This window comes from Streptomyces sp. UNOB3_S3, assembly GCF_020740895.1.
GTDB lineage: Bacteria > Actinomycetota > Actinomycetes > Streptomycetales > Streptomycetaceae > Streptomyces.
Genome location: NZ_JAILXP010000201.1, coordinates 1 through 12,793 on the forward strand (window position 1 = coordinate 1; position 12,793 = coordinate 12,793).

12 protein-coding genes and 2 pseudogenes are annotated in these 12,793 nt (G+C 71.5%); 7 read left to right on the plus strand and 7 right to left on the minus strand.

Annotation, left to right across the window (positions count from 1 at the left end; translation table 11 throughout):
* Window positions 1–165: 165 nt before the first annotated feature.
* Both K6I33_RS21325 and K6I33_RS21330 read left to right on the plus strand, forming a co-directional pair.
* Window positions 166–666 (plus strand): inorganic diphosphatase, encoded by a 501-nt coding sequence (locus K6I33_RS21325; protein WP_229355285.1) that lies wholly within the window; start codon window positions 166–168, stop codon window positions 664–666.
* A gap of 40 nt (window positions 667–706) precedes the next feature.
* Window positions 707–2,221, plus strand: a complete 1,515-nt coding sequence (locus K6I33_RS21330; RefSeq protein ID WP_229355286.1) for a hypothetical protein — start codon at window positions 707–709, stop codon at window positions 2,219–2,221.
* A 24-nt stretch (window positions 2,222–2,245) separates the two neighbouring features.
* On the opposite strand, the gene K6I33_RS21335 is transcribed toward K6I33_RS21330, so the two are convergent.
* Both K6I33_RS21335 and K6I33_RS21340 read right to left on the minus strand, forming a co-directional pair.
* Window positions 2,246–2,653: an SsgA family sporulation/cell division regulator gene (locus K6I33_RS21335; RefSeq protein ID WP_229355290.1), complete on the minus strand. Its 408-nt coding sequence runs from the start codon at window positions 2,651–2,653 to the stop codon at window positions 2,246–2,248.
* A 259-nt stretch (window positions 2,654–2,912) separates the two neighbouring features.
* Entirely contained in the window at window positions 2,913–4,121 is a 1,209-nt protein-coding gene (locus K6I33_RS21340) for a sensor histidine kinase (protein WP_229355292.1), read from the minus strand.
* Window positions 4,122–4,273: 152 nt separating this feature from the next.
* Here K6I33_RS21340 and K6I33_RS21345 point away from each other — a divergent pair, with 152 nt between their 5' ends.
* Window positions 4,274–5,368: an oxidoreductase gene (locus K6I33_RS21345; RefSeq protein WP_229355294.1), complete on the plus strand. Its 1,095-nt coding sequence runs from the start codon at window positions 4,274–4,276 to the stop codon at window positions 5,366–5,368.
* A gap of 6 nt (window positions 5,369–5,374) precedes the next feature.
* Here K6I33_RS21345 and K6I33_RS21350 read toward each other — a convergent pair whose 3' ends face one another.
* Complete coding sequence (locus K6I33_RS21350; protein WP_229355296.1) at window positions 5,375–5,674, minus strand: YciI family protein; 300 nt, start codon at window positions 5,672–5,674, stop codon at window positions 5,375–5,377.
* 80 nt (window positions 5,675–5,754) lie between these two features.
* Here K6I33_RS21350 and K6I33_RS21355 point away from each other — a divergent pair, with 80 nt between their 5' ends.
* Entirely contained in the window at window positions 5,755–6,453 is a 699-nt protein-coding gene (locus tag K6I33_RS21355; protein WP_229355298.1) for an endonuclease V, read from the plus strand.
* Between the two features lie 35 nt (window positions 6,454–6,488).
* Here K6I33_RS21355 and K6I33_RS21360 read toward each other — a convergent pair whose 3' ends face one another.
* From K6I33_RS21360 to K6I33_RS21370, 3 genes are all read right to left on the minus strand, one after another.
* Window positions 6,489–8,543: an alkyl/aryl-sulfatase gene (locus K6I33_RS21360; RefSeq protein WP_229355307.1), complete on the minus strand. Its 2,055-nt coding sequence runs from the start codon at window positions 8,541–8,543 to the stop codon at window positions 6,489–6,491.
* A gap of 160 nt (window positions 8,544–8,703) precedes the next feature.
* Window positions 8,704–8,892, minus strand: coding sequence for a hypothetical protein (locus K6I33_RS21365; protein ID WP_229355317.1), 189 nt, complete (start codon window positions 8,890–8,892; stop codon window positions 8,704–8,706).
* Complete coding sequence (locus K6I33_RS21370) at window positions 8,889–9,095, minus strand: hypothetical protein (RefSeq protein ID WP_229355319.1); 207 nt, start codon at window positions 9,093–9,095, stop codon at window positions 8,889–8,891. Before K6I33_RS21370 ends, K6I33_RS21365 begins: the two co-directional genes overlap by 4 nt.
* A gap of 74 nt (window positions 9,096–9,169) precedes the next feature.
* On the opposite strand from K6I33_RS21370, the pseudogene K6I33_RS21375 reads away from it, so the two are divergent.
* The 3 genes and pseudogenes from K6I33_RS21375 to K6I33_RS21380 form a co-directional block, all read left to right on the plus strand.
* A pseudogene (locus tag K6I33_RS21375) lies at window positions 9,170–9,994 on the plus strand (Scr1 family TA system antitoxin-like transcriptional regulator); the annotation flags it as partial.
* A 31-nt stretch (window positions 9,995–10,025) separates the two neighbouring features.
* Window positions 10,026–10,154, plus strand: a pseudogene (locus K6I33_RS36655) (DUF397 domain-containing protein); the annotation flags it as partial.
* 27 nt (window positions 10,155–10,181) lie between these two features.
* On the plus strand, window positions 10,182–10,403 hold the full coding sequence (locus K6I33_RS21380) for a DUF397 domain-containing protein (protein ID WP_374285492.1): 222 nt from the start codon (window positions 10,182–10,184) through the stop codon (window positions 10,401–10,403).
* On the opposite strand, the gene K6I33_RS21385 is transcribed toward K6I33_RS21380, so the two are convergent.
* Window positions 10,375–12,489, minus strand: coding sequence for a hypothetical protein (locus K6I33_RS21385; RefSeq protein WP_229355324.1), 2,115 nt, complete (start codon window positions 12,487–12,489; stop codon window positions 10,375–10,377). The two genes, K6I33_RS21380 and K6I33_RS21385, sit on opposite strands and share 29 nt — an antisense overlap.
* Window positions 12,490–12,793 lie beyond the last annotated feature (304 nt).

Sequence of the window (12,793 nt, forward strand, 5' to 3'; positions counted from 1 at the left end):
GTTTGTGGGCAATCGTTCCGCAGGGCTGGGGGCACCTCCCAGCGGTAGCTGGGGGAGGGTGGGCACAAACCGGACCACCGGGCCGCACGGTACCCACGCCCCGTGGCGCGCGCAGCACGGAACGCGCCACCATGGTGTTCCCCCGACCCCTCCGGAGGAGCCCCCGTGGATTTCGATGTCGTCGTGGAGATCCCGCAAGGCAGCCGCAACAAGTACGAGATGGACCACGAGACCGGCCGCATCCGGCTCGACCGGATGCTGTTCACCTCCACCCGCTACCCCGCCGACTACGGCTACATCGACGAGACCCTCGGCGCCGACGGCGAGCCCCTCGACGCGCTCGTCCTCGCGGGGGACCCCACCTTCCCGGGCATAGTCATCCGCTGCCGCGCGATCGGGATGTTCCGGATGCGGGACGAACAGGGCGAGGACGACAAGGTGTTGTGCGTGCCCGCCGGTGACCCCCGGCACGAGCACGTGCGCGACCTCCGGCACCTGCCCGAGTTCGACCGGCTGGAGATCCAGCACTTCTTCGAGGTCTACAAGGAGCTCGAACCGGGCAAGTCCGCCGAGGCCGCCTGCTGGGCGGGCCGGGCCGCCGCCGAGGCCGAGATCAGCGCCGCCCGCGCCCGGGCCAGGGCCGCCGGGACGAGCTCGCCCTGGTGACCGCGCCGAGGGTGGCGGCGATGCGGTAGAAGAAGGGGGCATGGCCACCACCGACCGGCGCGTCGAGCCCGTTTCCGCCATCACGGACCGGGACGGCACGCCGCATCGCGACGTACGCCTGGCGGCGGTCGCCGTCGCCTTCGCGGTACTGCAACTGTGCTATTCCGTCGCCCATATGGATCTCGGCTGGGACGAGAGCGTCTACCTCTCGCAAGTGGACCCCCGTAATCCCGCCGCCTTCTTCAGCGCCCCGCGCTCACGCGGCATCAGCTTCCTCGTCGCGCCGGTCGTTTCCCTCACCCCTTCCGTCACCGCGTTGAGGGTCACGCTGGTACTGCTCTCCTCGCTCGCGCTGTTCGCCGCGTTCCGGGTGTGGGAGCCGCTGCTCGGCAAGGGACGCGTCGCGCTCGCCGCGCTGCTCCTCACCGGGCTGTGGATCACCGTGCTCAGCGGCCCCGAGGTCATGCCCAACCTCTGGCTGGCGCTGGCCGCCGTCGCCGCCGCCGGCTGGTTCCTGCGCGCCCGCCGCGACGCCCCCGGCCGGCGCCGGGCCCTCGCGGGCCTCGCCGCGGCCCTCGCCGCCGCCGCGCTCCTGCGCGCCCCCGACGCCGTCTGGCTCGCCCTGCCCCTGCTGGCCGCCTGCGCCTGCCTGCGGTCCTGGCGGACGCCCGCCACCACGGCCGCCGTCCTCGGCGGGCTCGCGGCCGGCGGGGCGCAGTGGGCGGCCGAGGCGTACACGCGCTTCGGCGGCATCGGCCGGCGGCTCGCGCTCTCCAGCGACACCGAGGGCGGCATGGGCGCGCACCTCGGCACCGGCTTCCGCGCCTCCTACCGCGCCCTCAACGGCCCCCAGCTCTGCCGCCCCTGCCGCATCGCCGGCCCCTCCGTCACCCACTCCCTGTGGTGGTGGCTGCTGCCCGTCCTCATCGCGGCCGCCTGCGCCCTCGCGCTGCGGGCCCGCCGCCGGGCGCCCGGGGAGCCGGAGGGACCCGCCGTCACCCTCCTGCCCGTCGCATGCGCCATGGCCCTGGCCGCGCCCTATCTGCTCCTGCTCGACTACGCGGCGCCCCGCTTCCTGCTGCCCGTCTACGCGCTGCTCGCCCTCCCCGTCGCCGGTCTCGCCGCGCACGCGGTACGGGCCGCGGGGACGGCGGGCGGCCGACGGGCCCGGCTCGCCACCGTCACCGCCCTGTGCGCCGTCCTCGCCGCCCATCTCGCCGTGCAGGTCGAGGAGCTCCGGGTGAACACCGCCGACGCGCGCGACACCACCGTCCGCTACCGCCGGGCCGCCAATGAGCTCGGCCGCCTCGGCGTCATCGCCCCCTGCCTCGTCACCGGCCCCCGCGCCCAGCCCATCGCCTACGAGGCGGGCTGCGCCTCCGCCCAGACCATGGGCAACAACCGCTCCCACACCACCGCCGACATCGTCCGCACCGCCACCCGGATCCCCACGGCGCTGCTGTACGACACACGCCACCCCTACCTCCCGCCGTACGCGCGCCGGTGGCACTCCCACCCGCTGCCGGGCACCGACTGGCTCGCGTACCTCCCCTGACGAGCCCGGGGCGGACGGACGGGCTCAGGCCAGCAGGGCGGCCAGGTCGCTGTCCACGTCGAGGTGCCCGGCCTCGCCGCCCGCCGGCACCTGCGCGTAGGTGTGCGCCAGGAAGGCCCGCAGCTCCGGGGTGTCGATCTGCACCATGGCCACCCCCTCCAGCGCGTGGAACTCCAGCACCGTGCGGTGCGGGCCGCACGGCCACACCCGTACGTCCCCGCCACCCGCCGAGCGCAGCAGGCCCCGGGCCAGCAGCTCCCGGGCGAAGGCCCACTCGACCTCCGCGCCGTCGAGGGAGGCCGTGGGTGGGAAGGCGACGCGCACGGCGAACGGATCGGCGCTCTCGTAACGCAGGAGCGCGGGAACCGTCCGGGACGGCGGAGCCGACGCGATGATGCGTGCCTGGACAGCCTGTTCGATGACAGTGGACAATGCCGGCTCCCTTGCGTTGGTTTCCCGGTGGTTTCCCGGTGGTGCGCTTCCGTGCCGTTGTGACTTCCTCTGCTTTACACAGTGAGACGGCCGAACGATCGTGGTCGTGCACATGAATCAAGCGTGAGCTGCGTCACGGCCCTTGAAAAAGAAGACATTTGTCATTGATGGCGATGAACTTCAAGGAATGCGGCCAAGGATGGTCGGACCCGGACCACCCCGGGCCGCCTAGGCCTCCCTCAGAGCCTCGCCGGCCCCCTCAGAGCCGCGCCGGCAGGACCGCCAGCAGCTCCCAGCCGCCGTCCGGCACCGGCCCCGCCGTCAGCGAGCCGCCGATGGCGTCCGCGCGCTCACCGACGCCCACGAGCCCGAGCCCCCCGCTGTCCTCCGGCGCTCGGGGCGCGGACGGCGTGCGCGCCGGCCCGCCGTCGTCGCGCACGGACACGAACAACCGTTCCCCCGAGCGTCGCAGCGACACCCCCACGGCCGAGGCGTCCGGGCTGTGCTTGGCCACATTGGCCAGGCCCTCCCCGACGATGCGGTGGACGGAGCCGGCCAGTCCGGGGGCCAGCCCCTCGCCGAAGCGGGGGTCCACGCTCAGCGTGACCCGCGCGTCCGGGTGCACCTCGCGGAACGCCGCCACCAGCTCGGCCGTACGGTCCAGCCCGGGCAGCGGCGCGCGGTGCGCCTGGTCCTGCTGGAGCACCTTCAGCAGCCGCCGGGCCGTCGTCATGGCCTCGTCACCCGCCTCCTGGATGTCGCGCAGCGACGCGGCGACGCGCTCGTCGTCCGCCAGCGACCCCGTGGCCTTGGCCAGCAGGGTCATCGCCGCCACGTGATGGGCGACGAAGTCGTGCAGCTCGCCCGCCAGCTCCAGCCGCTCCGCCTCACGCGCGGCGGCCACCGCCCGGGCGCGCTCGACGTCCCGGTGGCGCAGGCACAGACCCAGCGCCGTCACCCCGGCCACGACCAGGGCGTACGCCACGACGGTGGTGCTCAGCGCGTCCGCGTCCCGCACCGGCGCCGCGAGGACCCCGGCGGCCAGCGCGATCCCCAGCGGCACGGCCGGCCGTACCGGGGTGCGCCAGGCGACCGCGCCCAGCAGCACGAGCAGGGCGGCGCTCTCGGTGATCCCCCAGGCCGGCATGGGCTGCCCCGCCGTCAGCAGATAGCCGGTCGCCGACCACGACACGGCCACGGCCGCCACCGCCCGCCCGGCCAGCGGCGCCCAGGGCAGCAGACAGGCCGCCACCAGCAGCCCGGTCAGCCACACCACCAGATGCGCGTGGTGCCCGCCGGAGTACTCCGGATGCCCGGCGCCCCGGCTCAGCACCCGGCCCTCCAGGATCCACAGCCCGCCCAGCGCGGTCACCAGCCAGCCCCGGCCGCGGACCGGCGTACGGGCGGGCATACGGGCGGCGGGGGTGAGGGACAGGGGCCGTGGTGACGGCAGGGGGATCTGTGTCATTCCTTCACGCTAGGCACGGCGTCCCCGGCCCCGGATCGCCCGTGCGGCCACAGGTCACCGGCCAAAAGGATGAATCTTTGACGTTCCTCCGTCGTGGCGTTGTCATGGACGCCCAGGCCCGGCCTCCACTAGCTTCCCGCCCCATGAGACGCATGGGAAAGACCTTACGAACCCTGCTCACCGGGGCCTGCGGAGCCGCCCTCGCCCTGGGCGGCCCGGCGACGACGCCCGCCCGGGCCGCCGCCCCTGACCGTCACCTGGCGTGGGAGCTCAAGGACACCGGCACCGACGCCCGCTTCCGGGGCCTCGCCGCCGTCAGCCGCGCCACCGCCTGGGCGGCGGGCACCAAGGGCACCGTCCTGCTCACCCGGAACGGCGGCACCACCTGGCGCGATGTCTCCCCACCCGGGGCGCGCGGGCTGGAATTCCGCGACATCGAGGCCTTCGACGGGCGGAACGCCGTCGTCCTCGCCATCGGCGAGGGCGAGGCATCGAGAATCCTGCGGACGGAAGACGGCGGCACCACCTGGACGGAGACCTTCCGGAACACCGACCCCAAGGCCTTCTACGACTGCGTGGCCTTCTTCGACCGCCGCCACGGCCTCGCGCTCGGCGACCCCGTCGACGGCAGGTTCCGGCTCCTGGCCACGGACGACGGCGGCCGCGCCTGGCGGCCCCTGCCCGCCGCCGCACTGCCCGCCGCGCTGAGCGGCGAGGCGGCCTTCGCCGCGAGCGGCCAGTGCGTGGTCAGCTCGGGCCCCCGCGACGCCTGGATCGCCACCGGCGGCGCGACCGTCTCCCGAGTGCTCCACTCCACCGACCGGGGCCGCACCTGGACCGCCACCGAGGCGCCCCTCCCAGCGGGCGACGCCGCCCGAGGTGTCTTCGGGCTCGCCTTCCGCGACCGCGCCCACGGCCTGGCCGTCGGCGGTGACTACCGCGCCGGACAACCGTCGCCCCGGGCGGCCGCCACCAGCGGCGACGGCGGCCGGACCTGGCACGTCGCCACCGCACCCCCGGCCGCCTACCGCTCCGGGGTCGCCTGGCTCCCGCACACCCACGCCGCGGCCCTCGCCGTCGGCCCCACCGGCAGCGACCTCACCACCGACGGCGGCCGCACCTGGCGCACCTTCGACACCGGCTCGTACGACACGGTCGACTGCGCCCCGGCCGCCACACCGGGTACGGGGTGCTGGGCGGCGGGGGAGAAGGGCCGGATCGCCCGGCTGGTGCGACAGAAGGATTAGGAAGGACTAGGAGGGCAGCTCCTGCCGGTACGGCTCCATGGCCTGGGACGTCTTCGTCGGGATGAACTCGGTGACGGTGTACTCGGCCACGCCCGCCACCGTGAACGGGTCGCTGCGCGTGATCTCCTCGATCTTCGCCCGGTCCTCGCCCACCGCGAGGATGATCCCGCCGTCGCGCGGCACCTTGCGGCCGGAGGCGATGAAGACGCCCGTCTCGTAGTGGGCCTCCAGCCAGGCCACGTGCTCCGGCAGAGCGGCGTCGATGCGCTCGATGGGGGCGATGTAGGTCAGTTCCAGTACGAACATGATCGACAGGCTACGCCCGGTCGCCCGGGACGGCACCCCCGCCCCGGCGGCTGGGTGCCCGCCCGGTACCGTGGGCCACCATGATCGACGCACCCCGCCCCCTGCCCACCGGCTGGCCGACGACCGAGGCGGAAGCGACCGCCGTGCAGGACGAGTTGCGCGGGCGGGTGATCCTCGACGAGCCGGGCCCGGAGCCGGGCGCAGAACTGATCGCGGTGGGCGTGGACGTCGCGTACGACGACGAGCGGGACGTGGTCGTCGCGGCGGCCGTGGCGCTCGATGGAACGACCCTGGAGGTCGTCGAGGAAGCCACGGCCGTGGGCCGGGTCGCCTTCCCCTATGTACCGGGGCTGCTCGCCTTCCGGGAGATCCCCACCGTCCTCGCCGTTCTCGACCGCCTCACGGTCACCCCCGGCCTCGTCGTCTGCGACGGCTACGGCCTGGCCCACCCCCGCCGCTTCGGCCTCGCCAGCCACCTCGGCGTCCTGACGGGCTTGCCCACGATCGGCGTCGCGAAGAACCCCTTCACCTTCACGTACGACGCGCCCGGCCCGGAGCGCGGCGACACGTCCCCGCTGCTGGACGGCGCGGAGGAGGTCGGACGGGCCCTGCGCACGCAGAAGGGCGTCAAGCCCGTCTTCGTCTCGGTCGGCCACCGCGTGAGCCTCGACCACGCCTGCGCGTGGTCGCTGGCGCTGTCCCCGCGTTTCCGGCTGCCGGAGACCACCCGTGCGGCCGACTCCCTCTGCCGGCGGGTGCTGGCGGAGGGAGTCGGCTGAGGCCCGGCGCCTGAGGCCCGGCTACTGAGGTCCGGCTACTGGGGGGTGACCGGGGAGGCCGGGGCGACGATCGGGAACGAGGCGTCGGGCCTGGTCAGGTAGCCGAAGACTGTGTCGGCGTATTCCTGCTTCCCCTCGGGGATCTGGACGAGGCTGTCGCGGACGGCCTTGTCGAAGGCGGCCCGGTAGTCGCCCTGGGCGCCGTACATCAGGCCGTTGAGGACGTCACGGGTCAGCTTGATCACCGTCTGCGGTGCGCCGGCGAAGCGGTCCTTGCCGGAGACGTAGACGAGGACGCCATTGCGCAGCGTCGTCGTGCAGGTCTCCTCCTCGCCGCCGTTGATCACCCACTGGAGGACGATCGGGTCACGCTGCTCGCGGGCGGCCCTGGGGCCGTCGATGGCACGGGCGAGGGTGGAGAAGTACTGCTCCAGGGTCGTGGAGAAGATGATGTCGCCGGGTTCCTGGTTGTACGGCTTCTCGATGCCGTGGGCCAGCTCGTGGGCACCGGTGAGGAAGAAGTTGCGCCACGTGCCGTTCTCGGAGCCGTAGCCGAGCTGGGTCAGGGCCTTGCGCTGCAACTCCTTGGCCGACGCGTTGTCCTCGGGGTGGCCGAAGATGACGTGGTTGAGGAGCTCGACGACCCAGCGGTAATCCTGGCGGTCGTACGCCTCCTGCGCCGTGGCCACGACGGCGTCGACGCCGCCCATGGCCGCCACGTAGCGCACGCCCGCTTTGACCGGCGGGAGGTTCCACAGATGCGCCGGGTTGCCGTCGAACCAGCCCATGTAGCGCTGGTAGACGGCCTTGAGGTCGTGGCTGACGGAGCCGTAGTAGCCGCGGGTGTACCAGTGGGAGGCCAGGGACTCGGGCAGCTCCAGGGTCTCGGCGATCTCGATGCCGGTCTTTCCGGCGTTGATCAGCCGCAGGGTCTGGTCGTTGAGGAAGCCGTAGACGTCGCGCTGGACGCTCAGGTACTCGACGATCTTCTCCTTGCCCCAGCGGGGCCAGTGGTGGGAGGCGAACTCGACGTCCGTGTGCTCGCCGAAGGTCTGGATCGTCTCGGTGAGGTACTTCGACCACGCGTGGGCGTCCCGGACCTGGGCGCCGCGCAGGGTGAGGATGTTGTGGAGGGTGTGGGTCGCGTTCTCCGCCGCGCACAGGGCGCGGGCCTGCGGGAAGTAGATGTTCATCTCCGCCGGGGCCTCGGTGCCCGGCGTGAGCTGGAAGATCAGCCGGATCCCGTCGACGAGCTCCCGGTAGAGGCCGGGCCGCCAGGGGATGACGTCCTTCGACGACCACTGGTCGCGCGGGACGGGGGCGGTACCGCTGCCGCCGATGTTCACGTTCGGCGGGACGAGCGTGACCTCACCGGTGGAGACGGTCAGCCCGAGCCCGGCACCGACCTGTCCGTGCGGGCCCTTGTCCAGCTTGGCCGCGTACATGTACTCCGAGCGGCGGGACATGGCCGGACCGGCGTAGACGTTCTCGCTGACGGCGTGTTCCAGGAAGCCGTCGGGGGCGATGATCGGGATGTCGGTGTCGACCTCGCCGTTCTGGTCATGGAACAGGCCGCGGACGCCGCCGAAGTGGTCGACGTGGCTGTGGGTGTAGATGATGCCGGCGATCTTCCGCGTGCTGCCGGTCGTGTCCCGGTAGAGCTTCAGCGCCCACTGGGCGGTCTCGTAAGAGGCGAGCGGGTCGATAATGAGAATGCCCGAATCGCCTTCGATGATGGTCATGTTGGACAGGTCGTAGCCACGGACCTGGTAGATCCTGCCGTGCCCGTAGGCCGTTACCTCGAAGAGGCCGGCCTGGGCGGTGAGCAGGCCCTGACGCCACAGGCTCGCGTTGACGGAGGGCGGGGCCTCGTCCGATAAGCCCTCGCTCAGGAAGTCGTAGCTGACGAAGTTCCACACGATCCGGTCGCCCTTGTGGCGGGCCGGGATCGCCGGGATCTCGGGGAGCGCGAGGAGCCCGCGCCGGGCTTCCTCGAAGTCCTCGGAGTTCGGCGGGACGGTGTTGATGATGTGCCGGTTGGCCTCGGCGACAGCCGGGTCGACCTCGATCGGCTCAGCGAACTCGGGCATGCGAACGCCTCCTCCGGCGCACGGGGTCACCGTGTGCGTCGTGGGATGAATGGAGAGATCCGGATCGTGATCGACGACGCTATTCGCAGAGGTAAAAGCCTTGCAAGGAACGGAAGCAAGACAGAATCCCGCCCCCGGTGCGGTTGGGGGCGGGATCAGGTCACAGGTCGTTCACCGGGTGGTCCGGGTGCGCTTGGGCCCAATGGGCCCTCTCCGCCGCCTCGTACTGCGCGAGCGCCATCGGGTCGCACCGCTGCTTGGCACCGTCCTTCGCCCGGGCGAAGAGCACGCACCGCGTGCAGGGCGTGCCGCCGGGTGCCCCGCTGGTGTGGGGGAGCGGGATCGTCACCGGACACCTGCCGCGCGCTTCTCGTCGGCGCGCGCCAGGCGGAGGGTGTCCGGGTCGACGTCCCACTCGCGCCCGCCGCCCGGTGGGCGGAGTTGTGCGCGGCCCCCTTCGGTAGCCATGAGGCAGCCGAGGCGGTTGAGGTGGGTGTCCATGAGCCATACGCCGGGGCGGTAGGTGATTGTGGCAGCGGTTTGCGCTGTCATTTGTTCGAACCTCCGTGTGTTCCACGCTGTCTTAACGGGAATCAAGCCTTCACCCGTGACGTACGGCTGACCAGATGGTTTGTCATTCCGGACGACACTGGAATCCAGGGGGAGTTGAACGCGTGAGCGAGGAAGAGGTCGCCGAATCACCTGCCGTGACATTCGGCAAAGAGATCAAGCACGCCCGCGAGGCGCGCAAGTGGACCCAGGCCCAGTTGGCCGACAAGCTGTGGTGTCGACAGCCGTATGTGAGCAAGGTGGAGAGCGGGCAGCAGCTCGCGTCACCGCAGTTCGCGGAGATGTGCGACCAGGTGTTCGGCACGGCGGGGGTTTACGCGCGGATGCGGCAGAGGGCGGCGGATGCGGGGAATCCGGCTTGGCTGCTCCCATACCTCCAACTGGAGCGCCAAGCGGCTACCGTCTGCGACTACTCGCCCGTCCTGGTTGCGGGGATCTTGCAGACGCCCGAGTACGCCGAAGCCCTCCATCGCGCCGCCCCTCCGGATGGCCCGGCGCTGAGCATCAAGCAGCGCGTAGACGACCGCATGCGGCGTCGGGAAGTGTTCGACAGTCCCAACCCCCCGTCGTTCTGGGTCATCATGCATGAGGCTGCGCTGTGGTCCGACCCGGGCAGTGCTGATGTTATGCGGGGGCAGCTCCAGCACTTGCTGGCGGCATCTGAGCATCCACGCATCACAGTTCAGGTGCTTCCCTTCGGCGGCACGCCAGTGAGGGGAACGCCGTTTATCTTGCTCAGGCAGCAGGACGGCACCGAAGTCCTGTACGCGGAGAGCTACGTGCAGGGGCAGGTGTATGACTCACCGGAAGCAGTCGCCGGAGCACGCGCGACATATGAGCTGCTGCGCGCGAACGCCCTGTCCCTGCCGGATTCTCTCCGTCTCATCCGGCACGTTATGGAGGCATACGCTCATGAGCACCACTCCCGACCTCGCCCGCTCGTTATGGGTGAAGTCCAGCTACAGCGACGTGAATGGCGGGACGTGCGTCGAATGGGCCCCCGCACTCGCCCCTACCGGCGTCGTCCCGGTCCGGGACAGCAAGAACCTTGACGGGCCCGTGCTCACGGTGCCCGTCCCATCCTGGTCCGCGTTCGTGGCGTGGGAGAAGTCCAGCTACAGCGAGGGGAACGGCGGCCAGTGCCTCGAATGGGCCCCCGGACACGTCCCTACCGGCGTCGTACCCGTCCGGGACAGCAAGAGCCCTGACGGGCCCGTGCTCGCCGTATCCGCCGCGTCCTGGTCCGCGTCCGTGACGGGAGTCAAGAGCGCGGACCGGCTCGCCGTGTAGCCCGCCCCGCAGGGACCGCGGGCAGCCGGGTCCGTTCGACGACGATCCCCTGGCGGGGGTCGTTGCGGCAGGTGTAGTCCGTGCCGGGCCTGCCGAGCCTGCTCTCCAGTTGTCCGCCGAGATCCGACAGGCACGCGCCGAGGGCTTCCTGCCCGAAGGCGTTGGGGTGCAGGGCCTCCTGCTGATCGCCCTGGGAGGTCCAGGGGAGTGTCTGGAACGCGAGGTAGGGGATCCAGCGCACCCACTCCGCGTCCTGGATGGGCAGCGGGTCGGCCAGTGTGTTGCTCGCGGTCGCCTGGTGGGCCCGGCTGCTGCACAGCTCGTGGCCCTCGAAGGCGCTGTCGAGGCCGAGGAACCTGGCGCCCACGGTCCCGGCGGCGTTCCTGAGTTCTCGTGTCAGGCCTCCCACGAGCGTCTGCCGGGCCCAGTCGGTGTCCGTGTCGTAGAAGGGGCAGCCGCCGTCGGAGTAGCGCGCGTACGTCTCCGGATAGCGGTAGTCCGTGCCGTGGGGGAGCGGGGCGGGGTAGGACTGCACCACCAGGTGGTAGTCCTCCGGCCGGTAACCGGCCGTCGTCATCGTGTCCTGGACGGCGCGCAGAGCGGTGACGACCTGCTGCCGTACGGTCGCGAGTTTCTTGTCCACATCCGGCCAGACGTTCTTGCAGTACTTCTCCACGAAGGGAAGCCACGAAGGGTAGAGGTACCGTCTGGCGCAGGACCGGACGATGTCGCTGAAGCCGAGATCGTTTCCGCCGATCGAGACGGTGATCATTCTGACCCTGTAGTGCGCCGCGATGTACGCGAGCTGCTCGGTCTGGGATTTCTCGTTCTTCTCCGTGTACGGGTGGGTGAGCTCGTGGGTGGTGGCCCCGGAACACGCGATGTCGAAGTGCTGCCAGGGGTCGACACCGGGGTACTCGGCGGTGAGGACGGGCGCCACGTCGGAGCGGTCGCACCGGTTGCCCGTCAGGCTGTAGGAGGTCGGGCCGTAGACCTCGTCCGGGACGTGGGCACAGTCCGTCTCGCTCAGGCAGTCGATCGCCGCCCGGTCGGTGCCCCAGGCGGTGCCGCGCGCGTTCGTGTCCGCGTTTCCCGCCCACCGGCCGGCCTCGCCGGAGGCGTAGCTGTCGCCCAGCGAGACGATCGCGGCCGGTCTGTCGGGCACACAGACCACCGCCCGCTTCCGGAGAAGCTCTCCCTCCTCCGGGGCGCAGGGGTACTGGCGGTCGGCCGGACTGGCGGCGCCGCTCTCCCAGAAGCCCACCGGGAAGTGGTCGGAGGTCTGCGTGAACGTCAGGCGGAAGCCGCTGTAGGCGCGTGGGGTGGGGATGCCCTTGGCGACCATGTAGTCCAGTTCGGACGTGGGGCCGTACCGGGGGAAGGTGGGGTTTCCCGAGCTGACGACCTCCGCCTGGTCGGCGGTGACCTCAGGGACCATGGAAGCGGGTGTGCGGTTGAAGTCGCCCAGGGCGGCCCAGTGCGCTCCCGACGTCCGTGCGACCTCCCGTACGAGGGCGGGGGCGTCGTTCGCCTGGGAGGCGCCGGTTCTGTTCCTGGCGTGAACGCTGTAGAACCAGGTGCCGTCGGACAGCTTGACCCCGAGCGCGGGTTTGGCGTCCGCCGGGACCAGCTGACCGCCCCGGGGCGGGATGACGTCGACGTCGTCGACCAGATCGCCGTCCTGCCGGATGACGATGGCCAGCGAACGGTTCTGGCGGTGCGTCCGCAGGAGGTAAATGGCACATGTCTCGCGCGCCGGGCAGGCCGTCCAGCGGAGACGCTGAACGGTGTAGCCGTTCCTCACCGTCTCCCGGCGCACTCGTGCGCCGTCCTGTGGCTCGGCATCCGGCGGAGGGGTGTCGCGCACCTCCTGCAGGGCGACGACTTCGGCCTGCCTGGTCAGGTCGTACACGCTGCTCTGCCAGAGGGCTGTCGCATGGGTGTTGAAGGTGGCGGCCCGGTGCGCGTTGACGACGCGTGGGCCCGCTTGTGCCGTCGGAGCGGGCCCCAGCACGAAGGTGACCGCGGCCACGGCGGCTGCCAGGAACCGTTCCATGTGGCGGCGGGCCCTGCGTCTGTGCGTCACCGGGCTGCCTTTCCGTCCCTTGACCCACCGTTTGAGTCACCGTTGCCTTCGGGACCGAACGTAAGGACGCTCCGCTACCGGCGCATCATGAACGGCTCCGAACGGGGGCGTCGGTGTGGCACCCGGAGAATGCGCAGCGTCAGGGCAGGTGCGGATGCGGGGTGTCCGGTGCGGTGTGGTCGTCGCAGGCCATCAGGAGCAGCGCTGCGCGCTCCGTCTTGGACAGACAGCTCTTGGTGACACCGGCGCGCTCGGCGAGGACCTCAAGGGTCATCGCTGGAGCTCCAGGGCCGCCCCGTGGGCC

What these genes read in the sequence shown, in the direction of transcription:
- K6I33_RS21345 (WP_229355294.1), top strand. Translation starts at nt 4,274, where the DNA reads ATGGGAAAGACCTTACGAACCCTGCTCACCGGGGCCTGCGGAGCCGCC.
- K6I33_RS21330 (WP_229355286.1), top strand. Translation starts at nt 707, where the DNA reads ATGGCCACCACCGACCGGCGCGTCGAGCCCGTTTCCGCCATCACGGAC.
- K6I33_RS21370 (WP_229355319.1), bottom strand. Translation starts at nt 9,095, where the DNA reads ATGACAGCGCAAACCGCTGCCACAATCACCTACCGCCCCGGCGTATGG.
- K6I33_RS21350 (WP_229355296.1), bottom strand. Translation starts at nt 5,674, where the DNA reads ATGTTCGTACTGGAACTGACCTACATCGCCCCCATCGAGCGCATCGAC.
- K6I33_RS21355 (WP_229355298.1), top strand. Translation starts at nt 5,755, where the DNA reads ATGATCGACGCACCCCGCCCCCTGCCCACCGGCTGGCCGACGACCGAG.
- K6I33_RS21360 (WP_229355307.1), bottom strand. Translation starts at nt 8,543, where the DNA reads ATGCCCGAGTTCGCTGAGCCGATCGAGGTCGACCCGGCTGTCGCCGAG.
- K6I33_RS21340 (WP_229355292.1), bottom strand. Translation starts at nt 4,121, where the DNA reads ATGACACAGATCCCCCTGCCGTCACCACGGCCCCTGTCCCTCACCCCC.